This is a genomic window from Arthrobacter sp. WCS2018Hpa-7 (genome assembly GCF_031843805.1).
GTDB lineage: Bacteria > Actinomycetota > Actinomycetes > Actinomycetales > Micrococcaceae > Arthrobacter.
Genome location: NZ_JAVTJB010000009.1, coordinates 1 through 17,875 on the forward strand (window position 1 = coordinate 1; position 17,875 = coordinate 17,875).

Annotated in this window: 21 protein-coding genes; 5 read left to right on the top strand and 16 right to left on the bottom strand. The window is 62.8% G+C overall.

What is annotated here, in order from left to right; all coding sequences use genetic code 11:
- Positions 1 to 372: 372 nt before the first annotated feature.
- From RQH14_RS11555 to RQH14_RS11575, 5 genes are all read left to right on the top strand, one after another.
- Complete coding sequence (locus RQH14_RS11555) at positions 373 to 1,617, top strand: helix-turn-helix domain-containing protein (RefSeq protein WP_311213386.1); 1,245 nt, start codon at positions 373 to 375, stop codon at positions 1,615 to 1,617.
- Between the two features lie 88 nt (positions 1,618 to 1,705).
- A complete protein-coding gene (locus tag RQH14_RS11560) occupies positions 1,706 to 2,635 on the top strand; it encodes an ACP S-malonyltransferase (protein ID WP_311213387.1) in 930 nt (309 codons plus the stop codon).
- Complete coding sequence (locus RQH14_RS11565) at positions 2,632 to 3,693, top strand: beta-ketoacyl-ACP synthase III (protein ID WP_311213388.1); 1,062 nt, start codon at positions 2,632 to 2,634, stop codon at positions 3,691 to 3,693. Before RQH14_RS11560 ends, RQH14_RS11565 begins: the two co-directional genes overlap by 4 nt.
- 116 nt (positions 3,694 to 3,809) lie before the next feature.
- On the top strand, positions 3,810 to 4,055 hold the full coding sequence (locus tag RQH14_RS11570) for an acyl carrier protein (protein ID WP_011692310.1): 246 nt from the start codon (positions 3,810 to 3,812) through the stop codon (positions 4,053 to 4,055).
- Between the two features lie 133 nt (positions 4,056 to 4,188).
- A complete protein-coding gene (locus tag RQH14_RS11575; protein WP_311213389.1) occupies positions 4,189 to 5,424 on the top strand; it encodes a beta-ketoacyl-[acyl-carrier-protein] synthase II in 1,236 nt (411 codons plus the stop codon).
- A 149-nt stretch (positions 5,425 to 5,573) separates the two neighbouring features.
- Here RQH14_RS11575 and RQH14_RS11580 read toward each other — a convergent pair whose 3' ends face one another.
- From RQH14_RS11580 to RQH14_RS11655, 16 genes are all read right to left on the bottom strand, one after another.
- Positions 5,574 to 6,077: a DUF3145 domain-containing protein gene (locus RQH14_RS11580; RefSeq protein WP_026005636.1), complete on the bottom strand. Its 504-nt coding sequence runs from the start codon at positions 6,075 to 6,077 to the stop codon at positions 5,574 to 5,576.
- Positions 6,078 to 6,318: 241 nt separating this feature from the next.
- Positions 6,319 to 7,218 carry a tyrosine recombinase XerC gene (locus tag RQH14_RS11585; RefSeq protein WP_311213502.1) on the bottom strand — a complete coding sequence of 300 codons (900 nt, stop codon included), beginning with the start codon at positions 7,216 to 7,218 and terminating at the stop codon, positions 6,319 to 6,321.
- Positions 7,219 to 7,305: 87 nt separating this feature from the next.
- Positions 7,306 to 8,538: a DNA-processing protein DprA gene (gene dprA / locus RQH14_RS11590; RefSeq protein WP_311213390.1), complete on the bottom strand. Its 1,233-nt coding sequence runs from the start codon at positions 8,536 to 8,538 to the stop codon at positions 7,306 to 7,308.
- The gene (locus tag RQH14_RS11595; RefSeq protein WP_311213391.1) at positions 8,535 to 10,073 is read right to left on the bottom strand and encodes a YifB family Mg chelatase-like AAA ATPase; all 1,539 of its coding nucleotides are present in this window, start codon (positions 10,071 to 10,073) and stop codon (positions 8,535 to 8,537) included. The genes dprA and RQH14_RS11595 overlap by 4 nt, the downstream gene beginning before the upstream one ends.
- Positions 10,074 to 10,439 carry a YraN family protein gene (locus tag RQH14_RS11600; RefSeq protein WP_311213392.1) on the bottom strand — a complete coding sequence of 122 codons (366 nt, stop codon included), beginning with the start codon at positions 10,437 to 10,439 and terminating at the stop codon, positions 10,074 to 10,076.
- A gap of 103 nt (positions 10,440 to 10,542) precedes the next feature.
- Positions 10,543 to 10,887: a DUF2469 domain-containing protein gene (locus tag RQH14_RS11605; RefSeq protein ID WP_018776202.1), complete on the bottom strand. Its 345-nt coding sequence runs from the start codon at positions 10,885 to 10,887 to the stop codon at positions 10,543 to 10,545.
- Positions 10,888 to 10,993: 106 nt separating this feature from the next.
- Positions 10,994 to 11,770, bottom strand: coding sequence for a ribonuclease HII (locus RQH14_RS11610; RefSeq protein WP_311213393.1), 777 nt, complete (start codon positions 11,768 to 11,770; stop codon positions 10,994 to 10,996).
- The gene (lepB, locus tag RQH14_RS11615; RefSeq protein WP_311213394.1) at positions 11,770 to 12,648 is read right to left on the bottom strand and encodes a signal peptidase I; all 879 of its coding nucleotides are present in this window, start codon (positions 12,646 to 12,648) and stop codon (positions 11,770 to 11,772) included. The genes RQH14_RS11610 and lepB (RQH14_RS11615) overlap by 1 nt, the downstream gene beginning before the upstream one ends.
- The gene (gene lepB / locus RQH14_RS11620) at positions 12,649 to 13,323 is read right to left on the bottom strand and encodes a signal peptidase I (protein ID WP_311213395.1); all 675 of its coding nucleotides are present in this window, start codon (positions 13,321 to 13,323) and stop codon (positions 12,649 to 12,651) included. It lies immediately after the preceding gene.
- An 80-nt stretch (positions 13,324 to 13,403) separates the two neighbouring features.
- On the bottom strand, positions 13,404 to 13,757 hold the full coding sequence (rplS, locus tag RQH14_RS11625; RefSeq protein WP_014922079.1) for a 50S ribosomal protein L19: 354 nt from the start codon (positions 13,755 to 13,757) through the stop codon (positions 13,404 to 13,406).
- Positions 13,758 to 14,022: 265 nt separating this feature from the next.
- Positions 14,023 to 14,823 carry a tRNA (guanosine(37)-N1)-methyltransferase TrmD gene (gene trmD / locus RQH14_RS11630; protein WP_311213396.1) on the bottom strand — a complete coding sequence of 267 codons (801 nt, stop codon included), beginning with the start codon at positions 14,821 to 14,823 and terminating at the stop codon, positions 14,023 to 14,025.
- The gene (gene rimM / locus RQH14_RS11635) at positions 14,824 to 15,378 is read right to left on the bottom strand and encodes a ribosome maturation factor RimM (protein ID WP_311213397.1); all 555 of its coding nucleotides are present in this window, start codon (positions 15,376 to 15,378) and stop codon (positions 14,824 to 14,826) included.
- Positions 15,379 to 15,507: 129 nt separating this feature from the next.
- Positions 15,508 to 15,750, bottom strand: coding sequence for an RNA-binding protein (locus RQH14_RS11640; protein WP_011775119.1), 243 nt, complete (start codon positions 15,748 to 15,750; stop codon positions 15,508 to 15,510).
- Position 15,751: 1 nt separating this feature from the next.
- Complete coding sequence (gene rpsP, locus RQH14_RS11645; RefSeq protein ID WP_017199647.1) at positions 15,752 to 16,171, bottom strand: 30S ribosomal protein S16; 420 nt, start codon at positions 16,169 to 16,171, stop codon at positions 15,752 to 15,754.
- Between the two features lie 236 nt (positions 16,172 to 16,407).
- The gene (locus RQH14_RS11650; RefSeq protein WP_311213398.1) at positions 16,408 to 16,860 is read right to left on the bottom strand and encodes a hypothetical protein; all 453 of its coding nucleotides are present in this window, start codon (positions 16,858 to 16,860) and stop codon (positions 16,408 to 16,410) included.
- 120 nt (positions 16,861 to 16,980) lie between these two features.
- Complete coding sequence (locus tag RQH14_RS11655) at positions 16,981 to 17,853, bottom strand: VOC family protein (protein WP_311213399.1); 873 nt, start codon at positions 17,851 to 17,853, stop codon at positions 16,981 to 16,983.
- Positions 17,854 to 17,875 lie beyond the last annotated feature (22 nt).

Genomic DNA, 17,875 nt, shown 5'->3' on the forward strand with positions numbered 1-17,875 from the left:
CACGCCGCTACTTCAAAAACGACACCCACTCCATCGTCGCCAAAACCCTCCAGCTCCTTGCCGCCAAGGGAGAAGTTGAAGAAGGTGCCTTGGAGAAGGCCATCGAGAAGTACCGGCTCCTGGATGTCAACGCCGGCACCACCGGCGGAGCAGGCGGCGACGCCTAACAACCGCAGGAAAACCCTCGGACGCAGTCCGGCACCAAGGGCTACTCCAGCACCCAACGAAACGGCGGCTTCCACCGAAAGGTGGCGGCCGCCGTCGTGGTTTAACCGTGTGGGAAGACGACTCCCGCGCATGTGACCAGCAACAACGCAAGTTGTAGCCTTCTCACAAATGGAGCTTGCCCGGGATGGGCCGTATGCTCATTCCATGGCAGAGCCAAGCAAAACCACCACCAAGCGCAAGGCAGCAAACCAGGCATTGTCGCCTGAAAAGGCCGAAACTCTGCGTCAACTCCGCGCCAACGTGGGCCAACTGTCCACCAGCACCATGCGCCAACTTGAGAAGTCGCTGCCCTGGTACAGCCGTTTGAGCTCCGATGAGCGCTCGGCGCTGGGGCTCGTGGCACAGAACGGCATTGCGGCGTTCGTGACCTGGTACGAACGGCCCAGCTCGCCGTCGTGGATCCTCACGGACGTGTTCGGCAACGCCCCCACAGAACTGACCCGATCCATCAGCCTGCAAAAAGCCCTGCAGCTGATCCGCATCGTCGTGGAGGTGGTGGAGGACCAGGTTCCGGTGATCGCGCCGGAATCGGACCAGCCCTCACTTCGCGAAGCCGTCCTCCGGTATTCGCGCGAAGTGGCCTTTGCTGCTGCGGACGTCTACGCCCGGGCCGCCGAGTCCCGCGGCTCCTGGGATACCCGCCTGGAAGCACTGATTGTGGATGCCATCCTTCGAGGTGAGAATACCGATGCTTTGCGATCCAGGATCGCAGCCCTTGGGTGGAAAGCCCAGGAGCGCTTCACGGTGATGGTGGGCAATTCGCCCTCGGAACCAAGCGCCAGCTATGTCAGCGAACTTCGCCGGACTGCCGGGCGTTTCGCCGAGGACGCCCTGGTGGGAATCCAGGGTGACCGGCTCATCCTGATCCTTGGCGGTGTCCAGGACCGTGACACCGCCTACCTCAAACTCAGTGAGCTTTTTGCGCCGGGGGCTGTGGTCTATGGTCCCGAGGCCGGGTCGTTGTTGGAGGCCAGCAGCTCGGCCCAGGCAGCATTCGCTGGGCTCACTGCCGCCCGTGCGTGGCCGTCCGCCCCACGACCAGTTGCCGCCGACGACCTCCTTCCAGAGCGCGTTGTCTCCGGTGATGACGCGGCCCGCAGGTCCTTGATCAAGAACATTTACCGGCCGCTGCTCGCCGCCTCCAACGGCTTGGTGGAGACCCTGGGAACCTATCTCGAGCTGGGGCATTCCTTGGAAGCCACAGCACGCGAACTGTTCGTCCATGCCAACACAGTGCGCTACCGTTTGAAGCGTGTCTGCGACGTCACGGGCTGGGATCCGCTCCTCCCAAGGGAAGCTTTCGTACTCCAAACCGCCCTGGTGGTAGGCCGGCTTTCAGCCCAACCGAAAGCCGCTCCCGAACGTCATACGTCGCGTTCACAGAACTGAACCGTTGTAGACTTCCTACAAACTGACCCAGTGAGCTTGGTGTACCAAAACACCAGTGGATCACGTGGCAATTTGGAAAGCTGGATACGTGCTTGCAATCGTCTGCCCTGGACAGGGCTCCCAGACCCCCGGATTTTTGGCCCCTTGGCTGGAACTCCCCTCCGTCGAAGGCCAACTGGCCAACCTGAGCGAGATCGCAGGCATTGACCTCAAGGCCCACGGCACCACCTCGGATGAAGAAACCATCAAGGACACTGCGGTGGCCCAGCCGCTGATTGTCGCGGCGGGACTCGTAGCTGCCACGTCGTTGTTCGACGTCGAACTCAGCACGCTCCCTGTGATCCTCGCAGGCCACTCCGTAGGCGAGATCACGGCTTCTGCCTTGGCCGGTGTCCTCACGGAAACTGAAGCCATGAACTTCGTGCGGGAACGCGCCAACAGCATGGCCGCCGCGGCTGCTGTCACCCCCACCGGCATGAGTGCCGTGGTGGGCGGCGATCCCGCTGAGGTACTCGCAGCCATCGAAGCCGCCGGCGCCACGCCCGCGAACGTCAACGGTGCCGGACAGACGGTCGCAGCAGGCACCTTCGACCAACTCAAGGCCCTGGCAGAGAACCCGCCGGCCAAGGCACGCGTGATCCCGCTCAAGGTTGCAGGAGCATTCCACACCTCCCATATGGCTCCGGCCGTCAGCGCTCTTGAGTCCCTCAAACCCTCGCTTTCACCGCAGAACCCGGCCGTTCCCCTGCTGTCCAACTACGACGGCAAGGAAGTCACTGCCGGAGCTGCCGCCGTCGACAGCCTGATCGCCCAGGTTTCCCGTCCCGTCCGCTGGGACAAATGCATGGAAACCCTCGTGGGCCGTGGTGTCACCGGCGTGATCGAACTGGCCCCTGCCGGCACCCTCGCCGGACTCGCCAAGCGCGGCATGCCCGGCGTCAAAACTGTTGCTGTCAAAACCCCGGATGACCTGTCCGCGGCTCTCGCGCTCTTCGCAGAATTGGAGGGACAGGCATGAGCACTCCCGTGTTGAACAAAGCTGTTGTCAACGAGAATGCACGCATCCTCGGCATCGGCGCCTACCGCCCCGATGTCATTGTCACCAACGAGGACGTCTGCCAGTGGATCGACTCCTCCGACGAATGGATCCGCCAGCGCACAGGCATCATCACCCGCCACCGTGCTGCTGCTGACGTCAGCGTCATCGACATGGCCGAAGGCGCCGCACGCGAAGCGCTGCAGCAAGCCGGCATCGAAGCGTCCCAACTGGGCGCCGTGATCGTGTCCACCGTGACGCACCCTTACGCCACGCCTTCGGCTGCTGCTGCACTCACCGAACGTTTGGGCGCGACGCCGGCACCGGCCTTCGATATTTCGGCCGCCTGTGCCGGGTACTGCTATGGCGTGGCCCAGGCCGATGCCCTGGTCCGTTCCGGCGCAGCCCAATACGTCCTGGTCGTTGGCGCGGAGAAGCTCTCCGATGTCATCGACAACCACGAACGCACCATCTCGTTCCTCCTCGGCGATGGCGCAGGTGCTGTGGTGGTTGGCCCGTCCGACACTCCCGGCATCGGCCCCTCCGTCTGGGGCTCAGACGGCAGCAAGTGGGACGCCATCGGCATGACCCACTCCCTCGAGGACGTCAAGAAGTTGGGCGAGTCAGCCCGGCACTCCGATGAAATCGACGATCCCGCCATTCTTTCGGCAACCCAGGATGTTTGGCCCACCCTGCGCCAGGACGGTCAGACCGTGTTCCGCTGGGCCGTCTGGGAAATGGCCAAGGTTGCCCAGCAGGCCTTGGATGCCGCCGGCATTGAAGCAAGCGACCTCGCTGCCTTCGTCCCGCACCAGGCAAACATGCGGATCATCGACGAGATGGTCAAGAAGCTCAAGCTTCCCGAATCCGTTGTCATCGGCCGCGACATCGCCCAAGCGGGCAATACGTCCGCGGCGTCGATCCCGCTGGCAACGCACCGCTTGCTCCAAGAAAACCCTGAGCTGAGCGGCGGCCTGGCCCTGCAGATCGGGTTCGGCGCCGGACTGGTCTTCGGCGCCCAGGTAGTGGTCCTGCCTTAGCCGGGGCTCGTCCCGGCTACCACAAGCCAACTGAATACGACTTACAAACCCAAATCGCAAACCGCGGTTTGCCCCCTTTCCGGCAGTAGCCGGTACAACAAGAAAAGGAGCCAACAATGGCTAGCAACGAAGAAATCCTGGCCGGCCTGGCTGAAATCGTCAACGAAGAGACCGGCCTCGCCACCGAAGCCGTAGAGCTCGACAAGTCCTTCACGGAGGACCTGGACATCGACTCCATCTCCATGATGACCATCGTTGTCAACGCTGAAGAGAAGTTCGGCGTTCGCATCCCGGACGAAGAGGTCAAGAACCTCAAGACCGTCGGCGACGCCGTCAGCTTCATCGCCAACGCACAGGCCTAGTCCTGACACCAGCTGTGCCGGGCCGGGATTGTCATCCTTGCGCCCGGCACAGCCGCAATACCACCCAAAGATTTTTTTGCCTCCCCTTGTGAAAGCTGCAGGAGGGACGGCTGATCCGACAGAGAGTGATCGCATGGCACGCAAAGTAGTCATAACCGGTCTGGGGGCCACCACTCCCATCGGCGGCGACGTACCCACAATGTGGCAGAACGCGCTGAAAGGGGTCTCCGGCGCCCGCACGCTCGAAGACGAGTGGGTGGCCAAATACGACCTCCCCGTCCACTTTGCTGCCCGGTGCTCGACGCCGGCACTTGAGGTTCTGAGCCGCGTCGAGGCCAAGCGCATGGACCCATCCACGCAGTTTGGTGTCATCGCCGCACGTGAGGCCTGGTCCGACTCCGGTATCGAAGAGATCGACCACGACCGCCTCGCCGTAGCCTTTGCAACCGGCATCGGCGGCGTCTGGACCCTCCTGGATGCTTGGGACACGCTCCGGGACAAGGGCCCGCGCCGGGTTCTGCCCATGACCGTTCCCATGCTCATGCCCAACGGTGTGGCCGCAGCAGTCAGCCTTGATCTGGGCGCCCGCGCCGGAGCGCACACCCCGGTTTCGGCCTGCGCGTCCGGCACAGAAGCCCTCCACCTCGGTCTGGACTTGATCCGTTCCGGCAAAGCGGACGTCGTAGTGTGCGGTGGCGCTGAAGCTGCCATCCACCCGATGCCGTTGGCCGCGTTCTCCTCCATGCAGGCATTGTCCCGCCGCAACGACGAGCCGGAGCGTGCCTCCCGCCCGTACGACATCGACCGCGACGGCTTCGTCATGGGTGAAGGTGCCGGCGCACTGGTCCTCGAGGCCGAGGAACACGCCATTGCCCGTGGCGCCCGTATCTATGCCGAATTGGCCGGAACGTCCGTCACGGCGGATGCTTACCACATCACCGCGCCGGACCCCGAAGGACTTGGTGCTACCCGCGCACTGAAGGCCGCAATGTTCGATGGCCGCATCCAGGCCGAGGACGTTGTCCACGTCAACGCCCATGCCACCTCGACTCCTGTTGGTGACAAGCCCGAATACACGGCGCTGCGTGCTGCTCTGGGGACTCACGTAGACAACGTGGCGGTCTCAGCCACCAAGTCGCAGATGGGCCACCTCCTGGGCGCGTCAGGCGCCGTTGAAGCCGTACTGACCGTGCTGGCGGTCTACGAGCGCAAGGCACCGGTGACCATCAACCTCGAAAACCAGGATCCCGAGATCCCCCTCGACGTCGTGACATCCGTCCGGGATCTTCCCAGCGGCGACATCGTGGCGTTGAGCAACTCCTTCGGCTTCGGCGGACACAATGCCGTCATAGCGGTCAGGAACGTCTGACCGCGTCAGAGCACACCCTTGAATCCAAACTTGAGTGGAACGTGAGAAGGGCCCCACCACCAGATGGGGCCCTTCTCATTGCTATGGGAGACACTTTTTGTTGGTTGCGGCCGGCGGACTCTTTGCGGTCAGCCGTCTTGGTTGCCCTGCTAACCGACCTGGTGCAACCAGCGGACCGGAGCGCCCTCCGCTGCATGCCGGAAGGGCTCGAGTTCCTCGTCCCACGCCTCACCCAGCGCCAGGGACAACTCGTGGTAGACAGCTGAAGGGTCGCCGGCACCTGATTCATAGGCATAGCGGATGCGGTCCTCGGTGACCATGATGTTGCCATGGACGTCTGTGACGGCATGGAAGATCCCGAGCTCCGGGGTGTGGGACCAACGGGCGCCGTCCACTCCCTGGCTCGGTTCTTCGGTAACTTCATAACGCAAGTGGGCCCAGCCCCGAAGTGCCGACGCCAACTGCGCCCCCGTACCGGGCGTTCCGGTCCACGACAACTCCGCCCGGAACATTCCAGGCGCAGCCGGCTGAGGGGTCCACTCAAGATCGGTCCGCTTGTCCACGACCGATCCAATGGCCCACTCAACGTGTGGGCAAAGTGCCGTAGGGGCCGAGTGCACAAACAGGACACCGCGGGTTGTTGCAACAGACATTCCATCCTCCATAGCTGTAGGTACGTCTTCCCCAACGACCTCTGCCTGGATGTTTTGCTGTTGCTGCCGGATGCCATGAAAAATATTTGCGGTCCCTGACAGGCTATTCAGTTGTGTGAAGTACTACTGACGATCTTGGCACAGAGGTAACCCTCAACTGTGAATTGAAGGTTTCCCCGTGGTGCTCTTATTTTGCCGTACGGCGCCGGTTTCCGCCAGTGCGGCACATGAGCGGTCCTGCTCATGCCCTGGGGTGTGCCTGCTGATAACTCTTCCTGAGCCGGTCAACGGACACATGGGTATAAATCTGGGTGGTTGCCAGGCTGCTGTGGCCAAGGATCTCCTGGACGGCACGCAGGTCGGCTCCCCCTTCCAAAAGGTGGGTAGCCGCGCTGTGCCTGAGGGCATGAGGTCCCGTGGCCGCCGTGTCGCCCAGGGCTTGCAGCAGTTCGCTGACCACGGCCCGGATCTGGCGTGGATCAACCCGGTTGCCGCGCACACCCAAAAAGAGCGCCGGCCCGCTGCTGGAGGTGACCACCGCAGGACGTCCCCGACGAAGCCAGTCATCGACTGCCACAGCTGCTGGAACCCCGTACGGCACAGTTCGCTCTTTGTTTCCCTTGCCCAGGACCCGGAGCGTCCGCCGGTCTGGGTCGAGGTCATCAATATCCAGGCCGGCGAGTTCGCCAACACGAACTCCGGTGGCGTAAAGGAGTTCCACCATGGCCCGGTTGCGAACAGCCATGGGGCCTCCTTCTGCGGCGGCCGTGTTCAGGTCGTCCACCATCCGGGCTACCTGCTGCTGCTGGAGGACGCCTGGCAAAGATTTGTCCCGTTTGGGTGCCTGCAGGCGGATCGCCGGATCTGTGGCAATGAGTTCTTCTCTCAGGGCCCAGGCGGTGAAGGACCTGGCCGTGGCAGCCCGTCGGGCCAGGGTAGACCTGGCCATGCCCGATTCACTCTGCGCACCAAGCCAGCGACGCAGGGAACCCAACTCCAGCTGTCCGAGGTCGTCGATACCCTCCTGCACGGCAAAACCGAGAAGGCTCTCCACATCAGCAAGATAAGCACGCACAGTGTGCGCCGACCTCGCCCGTTCACCTTCCAGGTATCGGCGAAAGCCGGCCAGTGCGCTGTGCATCGATGATGGCAGTGATTGTGCGTTCACACTTCCACTGTGCCAGCATCCAGTACCAACGGAAGGGATCAACATGTCTTCCGATGATGGTCAGGTGTTTTTGGCCCGTTTCCAGGTGCCTCGCTCCTGGCTGGCCAATCCCATGAGCCCCAGCCGACCGAGGCCTGCACGCACAGCATCCGGGCTCAGGCCCGCCACGACCGCCAGCTTCTCCACTGAACTGGTGGATCGGAGGGGCAGGGCATCCAGGAGAATGAGATCTTCCAACGACAAGCCATCGTGCACTGACGCGTCGGCTGTCTTTTCCTCACTGTTGGACTCTCCAATTGCTCCGGCCAACTCGGCGATCTCACCCACGTCGGTGACACACACAGCTCCGCCGTCCCGCAGCAGGCGGTGGCAACCTGCCGAGTTGGCGCTGTGAATGGACCCCGGAACGGTCGCCACAACCCTGCCGATCGATTCTGCATGATGAGCAGTATTGAGAGCACCGGAGCGCCAACGGGCCTCCACCACGACGGTGACGGACGCCAGGGCGGCAATGATCCTGTTCCTCTGCAGGAACCGGTACCGGGTAGGGGCTGACCCGGGCGGTACCTCCGAGACGACAGCCCCCTGGGTGGCAACAGCCCGGAGCAAGTCCTCGTTGCCGGAGGGATAGAAGCGGTCAACGCCGCCGGCCATCACGGCAATGGTGGGCAGACCGGCTCCCCCGCCGCTGAGCGCGCCACGGTGCGCATGGGCATCAATGCCGTAGGCGCCCCCGGAGATCACCGTATAGCCACGCTGCGCCAAGCCATACGCGAAGTCGCCCGTAACGGACGCGCCGTAACTCGTGCTGTCCCTGGACCCCACCAAGGCAATGGTTCGATCCAGGGTCGGCAGCGGCTGCTCCTGGCCCCGCCACCACAGGCATAGCGGTTCTTGAAGTCCAAGGTCCTCCAGTTGCTTTGGCCACAACTCGTCCCCGGGAATGATCAAGCGCCCACCCAGCCGACGCATGGTTTCCAGGTCACGGTCCGGGGCAAGGTCATTGACGCGTGGCGCCCATCGCCGGAGAGTGGCGGGGAGTCCCACCCACGTGGACGGTCCCCCGGCTTCGGCAATCAGGGCGGAAATCTCCTGCTCCACGGTGGGACCTGTCGCCAGTTCTCCGGTAGCCACACCCAAGGCGTCGACCGCCCCGAGAGCACGTACCAAGGCGAGCCCAACAGAGTCCTGTGGCTCCATGAGCCGGGCAAGTGCTGCCCGCGCAATCCGTTCCTTGTCCTGCATCCCCGCTGCGGCCACTTGCTTGGTTCCCTTCGTTTCGATGTCTGTCATGTCGTACCCGCTGCTTGCCGCAGTCCGAGTGCTTGGCCGATGTGATCAACGTCCGGTGTCCCGCTGTGTCCAAGGTCTGCAAGCGTCCACGCCAGCCGGAGGACGCGATCGTAACCGCGGGCAGTCAACGTGCCGCGTTCCAAAGCGGCGTCCAGGATTCGGGTGGTCCCCGACGACAGCCGCAGCTCGCCTCGCAAGGTGCGTCCTGGAACTTGGGAGTTCGTTTCAAGCCCCAGTGTCCGCAATCGTTCCAACTGGGCTTCCCTTGCCGCCAACACCCGGGCTGCTACAGCGCCTGAGTCTTCTTCCTTTCCTGCTTGACCAAAATCCGCCAAGGACACCCGTTCAACCTGAAGCTGGATGTCCACCCGGTCCAACAGTGGGCCCGACATCCTCCCGAAGTACCGCCGACGCATCATGGCAGTGCAGGTGCAGTCCATTCCCTTGCCGGACGCCTTACCGCACGGGCAAGGGTTGGCAGCAAGGATGAGTTGGAAACGAGCTGGGTACGCCGCGGTTCCTGCCGAGCGGTGAATCACCAGCTCCCCGCTTTCCAGCGGTTGCCGGAGCGCATCGAGCACCCGGCGCTCATACTCCGGAGCTTCGTCCAGGAACAAGACGCCGCGGTGCGCCCGGGAGGCAGCACCCGGCCGGGGAAGTCCGGATCCACCGCCAATGATGGCCGCGGCTGTGGCACTGTGATGCGGATTCTCGAACGGCGGCCTGCGGATCAACCGCACAGCAGATGACTGAACGGCGGCCAGCGAATGGATGGCCGTTACCTCCATCGCGGCGTTGTCTGCCAGATCCGGGAGCAGTCCCGGCAGACGCTCAGCCAGCATGGTCTTTCCAGCTCCCGGCGGCCCGGTCAGGAGCATATGGTGGCCGCCTGCGGCAGCGACTTCAAGCGCCCGGCGCGCCTCGCCCTGGCCAGACACATCACAGAGGTCCGGTGCCACGGCATGGTAGCCGTCGTCGTCGGGGACGCAGCCGTCGCCGGGATCGTAGTCGAGGGCCAGTTCCTTGGGGTCGGCCCCGAAGTCGAACGCAAGCCTTGCGAGCGTCCTGTACCCGCGGACGTTCGCCCCCGGGACCAACGAAGCCTCCACGGCGTTTGAGTCCGCTACGACGACGTCGGGATAGCCGGCCTGAACGGCCGCCATCACCGCCGGCAGGATGCCCCGGACCGGCCGCAACCGGCCGTCCAAACCCAGTTCCGCGATGAAGACAGTCCCGCCGATGGAACGGACGTCGTTTGCGGCGCAGAGAACCGCCATGGTGATCGCCAGGTCAAAGCCGGAGCCCCGTTTTGGGAGGGACGCCGGTATCAGGTTGGCCGTGATCTTTCGCCGGCTCAGGGGTATCCCGGAGTTTTGGGCAGCCGATCGGATTCGCTCCTTGGCTTCGTTCAGCGCGGCGTCCGGCAGACCCAGAATGACGAAGTTCGGAAGCGTCTGGCCTATATCGGCTTCAACCTCCACGATGTAGCCGTTGAGGCCCACCAAGGCAACGCAGTAGCTGCGCCCCACCCCCATTCAGCCCACACCCCGTAGGTGGTCAAGCTCGGGCTCGCCCACGCCGTCGTCAATGACCGACACGACGTCCACTCGCCTGCGTGGTGCCTTCAGTTCGTGTTCCCGGCACCACGATGAAGCCAATCGGTGGAGACGGGCCAACTTGGCAGTCCCCACAGCTTCAAAAGGATGACCGTAGTCCAGACTTCGGCGGGTTTTGACTTCAGCCACCACCAGGGTGTCTCCGTCGATCGCGACGATGTCGATTTCACCGTCTGCGCATCGCCAATTCCGATCGACGATCCGCATCCCCTGGTTTTCCAGGAAACCGGCCGCCAGGGCCTCGCCGCTACGGCCCAGCAGGTCTTTTGCTCTCATGACCATCACCTCCGCTTACCAGCTTTCCGGCCGGGGGCGGTGGGCGGCAGTGGCTCACGAAGCTATGTGGGTAAACCCTCCGGGATCACTGCTGTGGAGGAAGAGTCAAAGGCTAGTTTCCGAGATCGCCCAAGTCTCCGAGCCCGCCATCCTTGGGCAAGGCCAGGTCTTCACTGCGCGGCAGTTCTTCGACGTTGACGTCCTTGAACGTGATGACGCGGACGTTCTTCACGAAACGCGCTGAACGGTAAACATCCCACACCCAGGCATCCTGCAGGGTCAGGTCGAAGTACACTTCACCGTCCGCGCTGCGTGCCTGCAGATCCACATGGTTGGCCAGGTAGAACCGCCGTTCAGTTTCCACGACGTAGCTGAAAAGACCGACAACATCCCTGTATTCGCGGTAGAGCTGCAGCTCCATGTCGGTTTCATAGTTCTCAAGGTCCTCGGCGCTCATAGTTCCATCTTGCACTATCTGCCGGGCGGCACGCGCCACACAGGACGCGCCACACAGACCGCGCCAACGAGGCCGCTGCAGAGCCGCGACTCTGTGCAGGGTGCCGTCAGACGGCTTCAGGCCCCGTCAAGTTCCAGCTGGTCCGGTGGTAAGCGCTGGGCCCCTGAAGCCGGATCACGTCCCTGTGGGCGGACGTGGCATATCCCTTGTTCTCATTCCACCCGTAGGCAGGGACCTCGGAGTGGAGGTCAACCATGATGCGGTCACGCGACACCTTTGCCAGGACGCTGGCGGCGGCAACGCTGAGGCAGCTCATGTCTGCTTTGACACGGGTATGTACGGGAGCCTCGCACCATGGTCCCAGAGCGGGCTCGTCAAAGAGGGAAGCCTGAATCTCCGGGGAGAGCCAATTGTGGCTGCCATCCAGGAGGACGATGTCAGGCGTAATCCCGCCGGCCAGGATCTCCAGCCACGCACGCGTCCCTGCCAGGCGCAAGGCGGCAATAATGCCAATGTCATCAATTTCCCTGGACGACGCGTGCCCTACAGCGGAGGCAACAGCCCATTCGCGGACCAAGGGTTCCAGCCTGTCACGGTCCTCGGGCTTGAGGAGTTTACTGTCGCGGACATCGGCCAACAAGCCATGATCCTGAAGGTTGACCACGGCAATCCCTACACTGACCGGTCCGGCCAGGGCGCCCCGGCCTACCTCATCCACGCCGGCCAACAACCGCACGCCGGGCGACAGGAAGGAGCGCTCCACCTCAAGGGTGGGGAAACCCACAGGGCTCTTCGCCTTGGTGGTGGGCTTGGCCTTTTTATTGGTCTTGGTTGGGACCTTGACCTGCGTCGTGCCCTTGGAGCCGGCAGCCGTGGTTGCCATTACTTTGCCGGGGTGCTTTCGGGGACATCGCGGAAGACGTCCGGAAAGTTGTCGAGGTAGGTCCAGCGATTCACGGGCCAGGCTATGACAGTGGCCCTGCCCTCAATGTCTTCGATGTTGATGAACCCGCCGTTGCTCTCCTGGTGAGCCCGTGAGTCCGCGGAATGATTGCGGTTATCGCCCATCACCCACACCTTGCCCTCCGGAACAACAATGTCAAAGGCATTCGGCTGCGGTATCTCGGCAGGGTTGATGTACGTCTCATCCAACGGCACACCATTAATACTGACACGGCCCTGGGCATCGCAGCAGGAAACCCGGTCCCCGGGAAGCCCGATGACACGCTTGACGAGGTGCTGCTCATTGTCGTCGGCAGCCAGACCCACAAACTCCAGTGCGTCCCCCACCCAGTCCATTGGGCCGGCCGGCTCTTTTACGACCGGCGTCAGCCAGTTCTGTGAGTCTTTGAACACCACGACATCGCCACGTTGCAGGGCGAAAGGTTCAGGAACCAGCAGGTTGATGAAGATGCGGTCGTTGACGTCAAGGGTGCTTTCCATGGATTCCGACGGAATGTAGAACGCCCGGAAAAGGAAAGTCTTGAGCAGGAAGGACAGCACCAGCGCGATGGCCACCACGGTCACGATCTCTTTGACCCAGACCAGGACAGGGTTCTTGCGGGGCTTCTCCACTGCGTGGGCGCCGCCTGTGGAGTCACGGGCCGCGGGATTGCCGTTGTCGCCGGCAGAAGCTGCGTTGCCGGAAGCACTGGCGTCAGGATGGCGCGAATCAGCCACCCCGGCGGCAGGTGCCGTTCCGTCCGAGACCCGGGCGTCGTCGTCGTACCGCTCGGGATTCTCTGGAGCTTTGTCCGGCATCTACTGTCCGTTCTTCGATGTTTCGGCCCGCGTAGAGCGAGGCATTTCTGCAAATCTATCAAGTGGCCAGATAATCTGGACCGGTCGTCCGATCACGCGTTCCACAGGAACCATACCGCCGCCCGGCGCACCCAGCAGTCCACGGGAGTCGGCAGACCGGGAGCGGTGGTCACCCATCAACCACAGACGGCCCTCCGGTACTGTGACATCGAATTTCTGCTTGCTGGGTTCATCCCCTGGATACACATAGGGTTCCTCAAACGGCTGGCCGTTGACTGTGAGGTGGCCGCTGGAATCGCAGCACTGGACACGATCCCCTGCAACGCCGATGACCCGCTTGACGTAGGTGGTGTCGCTGCCGGTGAGTCCAAACCATTGGCTTGCGGCCGAGACTGCGTCAACAAAAGGGCCTTGCCCGCTGCTCAGCGGAGCGAATGAGCCGCGGCCGTCGAAGACCACGATGTCACCGCGGCGGATCGGCTCGGAATTAAAGGCTGTCCGTGACACCAGGATCCTGTCCCCTGCCCCGAGGAGGGGTTCCATGGATTCGGACGGGATGTAATAAACGTCAAGCCACAGAGACCGGACCAGTCCGCTGATGGCTACAGCGAGGACCAGTGCCAGGAAAACAAAACGCCAGCCCTGTTTCCGGGGCTGGCGTTCTGATGTGTCCATGACTCGTATCCCTGTTGCGTTGCGGATTGCTCCGGAACAACCGGGCACGAATCCTGGACCCGTTACATAAGTCGCAGGACTTACTTGGCGAAGTCGCGCTTTTCCTTGATCTTCGCAGCCTTACCGCGCAGTGCGCGCATGTAGTAAAGCTTGGCGCGGCGGACGTCACCCTTGGTGACGACCTCGATCTTGTCGATGATCGGGGAGTGTACCGGGAAGGTACGCTCTACGCCGACACCGAAGGAAACCTTGCGCACAGTGAAGGTTTCGCGAACGCCGTCACCCTGGCGGCCCAGGACGAAGCCCTGGAAAACCTGGACACGGGAGTTCTTGCCTTCGATGATGTTGACGTGAACCTTGAGGGTGTCACCCGCGCGGAACTCAGGAACATCGTTACGCAGCGAGGCTGCATCTACGCTATCGAGGATATGCATTAATCCACTCCTGGTGAACGCCACAGGTCATTCACTTTGGGTTACGGCAGACAAGCCCGGGGCACGAAAGGCCACCGGAAATCTCCGCCGAAGTTTCTTAGTGTCCGGCTCCGCCACTGATTGGCGCGGCCGGGTTGTCCGACTGTTGGCTGAACTCCCCCTGTGGCAGGTGTCAGCCCAGTAGACACAAGGGTTAATTCTGCCATATGCGCTGCCATCGGGCCAACTGTCAGGACTATTGAACGTTCGACGGCGGCGGCGGACCTCAGATTGCGGCGTCGCCACCGGACCGGGGACGCAAGCGCCCGTCAACGAAGTCGTACCCGAGGTCAGCGAGGGCGTTGCGGTCAGCGCGGCTCAGGGCACCGGCGTCGAACGTTTCCAGAAGGTCCGGACGGCGCTCTGCGGTCCGCCGGAATTGCTCGTGGCGTCGCCATTGGGCGATCTTTCCGTGGTTGCCGCTCAGCAGGACAGCAGGGACGTCATGGTCGCGCCACGAGGACGGCTTGGTGTAGACGGGGTACTCCAGGAGGCCGTCCGAATGGGACTCTTCCACCAGGGACTCAGGGTTTCCCACCACGCCGGGAAGGAGCCGGCCAATGGCTTCGACCATGGCCAGCACGGCAACTTCGCCGCCGTTGAGCACGTAATCACCAAGGCTGACAGGCCGGACAGTGAAGTGGTCCTGCGCCCAGTCGATGACGCGTTCGTCAATGCCTTCATAGCGCCCACAGGCGAAGACCAGCTGCTCCTCCTCGGCGAACTCATAGGCGAGGGCCTGATTGAAACGCTCCCCCGCCGGAGACGGAACGATGAGTACCGGCTTGGACCCTTCGCGAGCACCGGCCACTGATTCGAGGGCCTGTGCCCACGGTTCCGGCTTCATCACCATCCCGGCGCCGCCACCATACGGGGTATCATCCACGGTCCGGTGCTTGTCCGTGGTGAACGCGCGCAAGTCGTGGACGTTGAGTTCCAGCAGACCGTCCTGGCGGGCTTTCCCTATGAGCGAGAGCTCCAACGGTGCAAGGTACTCCGGGAAGATGCTGACAACATCAATCCTCATTCAGGCTTCATCCCCCGCGCCGTCCTTGGGCTCCTCAGGTGAGTCGTCGTTGACCTCAAAGAGGCCGGCCGGCGGGGTGATCAGGATGTACCCATCCTCAACATTGACCTCGGGAACGATCTCCTCGACGAAGGGCACCAGGATTTCCTTGCCGTCGTCCGTCTTGACCATCAGCAGGTCCTGGACGGGCATGGTGTTGAGGGCGGCCACCTTGCCAACCACCTGCGAACCAACCCGCGCCTCAAGGCCGACCAGTTCGTGCTCGTACCAGCCTTCGTCGTCGTCTTCGTCGTCAAGCTCTTCGGTCTCGATGAAGAGCTTCGCACCACGGATGACTTCAGCTTCGTTGCGGTCGGCGATCTCATCGAAACCCAACAGCAGGATGTCCTTGTTCCACCGGGCACTGCGGATGGTCAACGGGCCGGCAGCTGCCGGTTCCACAATGAACTCGGTTCCTGCGACGAAACGCTCGGAAGGGGCGTCGGTGAGTACCTGGACGGTCACCTCGCCGCGGATGCCATGGGGTTTGCCGATCCGGGCCACCTGGAGCTGCATGGGTTCCTCTGAATTCTTGTGTACCGCGCCGCCGGGCAGCCACGGTGATGAAATGGTGGATAAAGCAATCCGGCCCCTCCACCATATTCGGTGAAGGGGCCGGACCTAAGACAAGCAGTGCTGAGCGCGTTACCGGCGGCGGTCGGTGTCGACGACGTCGACCCTGACCTGCTCGCCACCAGCCAAAGCTGCAACCACTGTGCGCAATGCGCGTGCGGTGCGTCCTTGACGGCCGATCACCCGTCCGAGGTCCTCCTGGTGAACGCGCACCTCAAGGGATTCCCCGCGGCGGTTGTTCTTGGCACTGACCTTGACATCCTCAGGGCTGTCAACGATCCCACGGACCAAGTGCTCGAGCGCTTCTGCCAGCAACTTACTCAGCCTCGGTGGTCTCTGCTTCAGCCTCGGCCGGAGCTTCTGCTTCGTCCTTCTTGGCCTTCTTGGTGATGGCTTCCGGAATGATGACGGAACCCTTCTCCGGTGCTACGAAGGCTTCCTTCGGAGCTTTGGTCTTCAGGGTGCCTTCCTGGCCCGGGAGGCCCTTGAACTTCTGCCAGTCACCGGTGATCTTGAGGATCGCAGCAACCTGCTCGGTCGGCTGGGCGCCAACGGACAGCCAGTACTGGGCGCGCTCGGAAGCGACCTCGATGTACGACGGCTCTTCGGTGGGGTGGTACTTGCCGATTTCTTCAATGGCACGGCCATCGCGCTTGGCGCGGGCATCCATGACGACGATGCGGTAGTACGGTGCGCGCATCTTACCGAAGCGCTTAAGGCGAATCTTTACGGCCACTTTTGTGGTCACTCCTGTTTCTGAAACGAGGTGAACCCGACGTTCTGCACCCGTGGGGCGGGCCATACTGGACGGTTCGAAGGACAAGATACGAGCACGGAGAGAGGGGCCGCACCGATCGAGTACCTGTCTATTGTGCCAGATGCCCGGAGCAAATACGACTTACGCCACGTGGGCCCGTGTGTTGTTGCTCACCCGCGGGGGGTGCAAGGTGCGTGCAAACAGGGGCCGGGGTGCTATTCGGACCAGACGTAGAGCCCGGACCGTTCCACCTTTTCAACATCGGTTGCCAAGGCAGCCAACTGCTGGACGTACTGGCGGGATTGAGCGGCATCGAAGGGCATGTCGTCCTGCGCAGCCCAGGCCGCAGCAACGTCATCGAGGACGTTTTCCTCTCCTTCGCTCTCGTAAGTCAACAGCTCGGCCAGTGCCCGCACCATGGCTTCCGGGACACCCAGAAGTGCATCACTGGTGACATCAACCAGGGCAAGTTCATAGTCAGCACCGGCTGCGTGGACCGCCTGGCCGGCAAGGTCACCCAACTGCTCCACTTCGAAATCGGTAATGCCCTCAATCCTGACGGCGGGGCCGGTGACATCCGCGCCCTTATCCAGGGCTGCTGCCCGCTTGAGCGCTTCATCGTGGGTGGCTACAAAAATTTCGGCAAAGCCCATGGAAAGTACTCTCATTCCTTCGTGCTGACGGGGTGGCGGCACAAAACCCGATTGGTTCCATGCCGTCAATGCCCAGCCTAATGCAGGAGCAGGCAGTGCAGCGGGTGTGTGCCGGCGCAGCAGGAGTGGCGGTGCTTAGCGGACAGCGACCCGCAGTTTGTTCCGCCACGGATCCTCGAAGTGAAGTTCGGCGCCGGTGTGGTGGTTCTGCACTCCTGCGATCCTCAGGCGATCCGCCAGCGCCGCGACGTGGTCCGTGCCGGGTACCTCAATGAGCACTTCCCCCAGGCCCAGCGTGTCCTTGCGGGGCCCGGCGCCACGGCTGTTCCACACGTTCATGGCCATGTGGTGGTGGTAGCCGCCGGCGGAAACGAACAACGCCTGGCCATGCCAGCCCGCGGTCCGCTCAAAGCCCAGGGTTTCCACGTAGAAGTGCTGGGCAGTTGCGACGTCGCCCACTTGCAGGTGAACGTGTCCGATTCCGGCCTCCGCCTCGCGCTGTCCGGTCACCGCCGCTTCACTCAGGTGCTGCTGGAGGAATCGCTGCGGAGGCAAGGCAACATTGTCCATCACCACATTCTTGCCGTCCCACTGCCAGAGTTCACGCGGCTTGTCGTAGTAGAGCTCAATCCCATTGCCTTCAGGATCGGTAAAGTAGAACGCTTCGCTGACCAGGTGGTCGGCACTGCCCGCAAACGCGCGGGGCTCGTACTCGGCAGCGGTGGCGATGGTGGCAGCCAGTGAAGGCTGATCGTGGAAGAGAATGGCCGTGTGGAACAGGCCGGCCTCCCCGCGGCCTGGAATCTGGAGCCCTGAGGCCGGAGCAAGGTGCACCACGGGCTTTCCGACGCGCCCCAAGTAAAGCCCACCATCCTGCTCGGCCACGACGTCAAGGCCAAGGGCCCGCTGATAGTAGTCGCTCATAACCGTCATGTCGCCGACCTTGAGCATGACAGTGCCCATGGTCAGTTCGGCAGGCAGAAGATCCTGGCTGAGTGGTGTGGTCATGTGAAGCTCCCGAGTTCGAGGT

Excerpts from the sequence above, each read along its gene's own strand:
- RQH14_RS11555 (WP_311213386.1), top strand. The coding sequence starts at position 373 with ATGGCAGAGCCAAGCAAAACCACCACCAAGCGCAAGGCAGCAAACCAG.
- RQH14_RS11565 (WP_311213388.1), top strand. The coding sequence starts at position 2,632 with ATGAGCACTCCCGTGTTGAACAAAGCTGTTGTCAACGAGAATGCACGC.
- RQH14_RS11570 (WP_011692310.1), top strand. The coding sequence starts at position 3,810 with ATGGCTAGCAACGAAGAAATCCTGGCCGGCCTGGCTGAAATCGTCAAC.
- RQH14_RS11575 (WP_311213389.1), top strand. The coding sequence starts at position 4,189 with ATGGCACGCAAAGTAGTCATAACCGGTCTGGGGGCCACCACTCCCATC.
- RQH14_RS11580 (WP_026005636.1), bottom strand. The coding sequence starts at position 6,077 with ATGTCTGTTGCAACAACCCGCGGTGTCCTGTTTGTGCACTCGGCCCCT.
- RQH14_RS11585 (WP_311213502.1), bottom strand. The coding sequence starts at position 7,218 with ATGCACAGCGCACTGGCCGGCTTTCGCCGATACCTGGAAGGTGAACGG.
- dprA (WP_311213390.1), bottom strand. The coding sequence starts at position 8,538 with ATGACAGACATCGAAACGAAGGGAACCAAGCAAGTGGCCGCAGCGGGG.
- RQH14_RS11595 (WP_311213391.1), bottom strand. The coding sequence starts at position 10,073 with ATGGGGGTGGGGCGCAGCTACTGCGTTGCCTTGGTGGGCCTCAACGGC.
- RQH14_RS11605 (WP_018776202.1), bottom strand. The coding sequence starts at position 10,887 with ATGAGCGCCGAGGACCTTGAGAACTATGAAACCGACATGGAGCTGCAG.
- RQH14_RS11610 (WP_311213393.1), bottom strand. The coding sequence starts at position 11,770 with ATGGCAACCACGGCTGCCGGCTCCAAGGGCACGACGCAGGTCAAGGTC.
- lepB (WP_311213394.1), bottom strand. The coding sequence starts at position 12,648 with ATGCCGGACAAAGCTCCAGAGAATCCCGAGCGGTACGACGACGACGCC.
- lepB (WP_311213395.1), bottom strand. The coding sequence starts at position 13,323 with ATGGACACATCAGAACGCCAGCCCCGGAAACAGGGCTGGCGTTTTGTT.
- rplS (WP_014922079.1), bottom strand. The coding sequence starts at position 13,757 with ATGCATATCCTCGATAGCGTAGATGCAGCCTCGCTGCGTAACGATGTT.
- trmD (WP_311213396.1), bottom strand. The coding sequence starts at position 14,823 with ATGAGGATTGATGTTGTCAGCATCTTCCCGGAGTACCTTGCACCGTTG.
- rimM (WP_311213397.1), bottom strand. The coding sequence starts at position 15,378 with ATGCAGCTCCAGGTGGCCCGGATCGGCAAACCCCATGGCATCCGCGGC.
- RQH14_RS11650 (WP_311213398.1), bottom strand. The coding sequence starts at position 16,860 with ATGAGAGTACTTTCCATGGGCTTTGCCGAAATTTTTGTAGCCACCCAC.
- RQH14_RS11655 (WP_311213399.1), bottom strand. The coding sequence starts at position 17,853 with ATGACCACACCACTCAGCCAGGATCTTCTGCCTGCCGAACTGACCATG.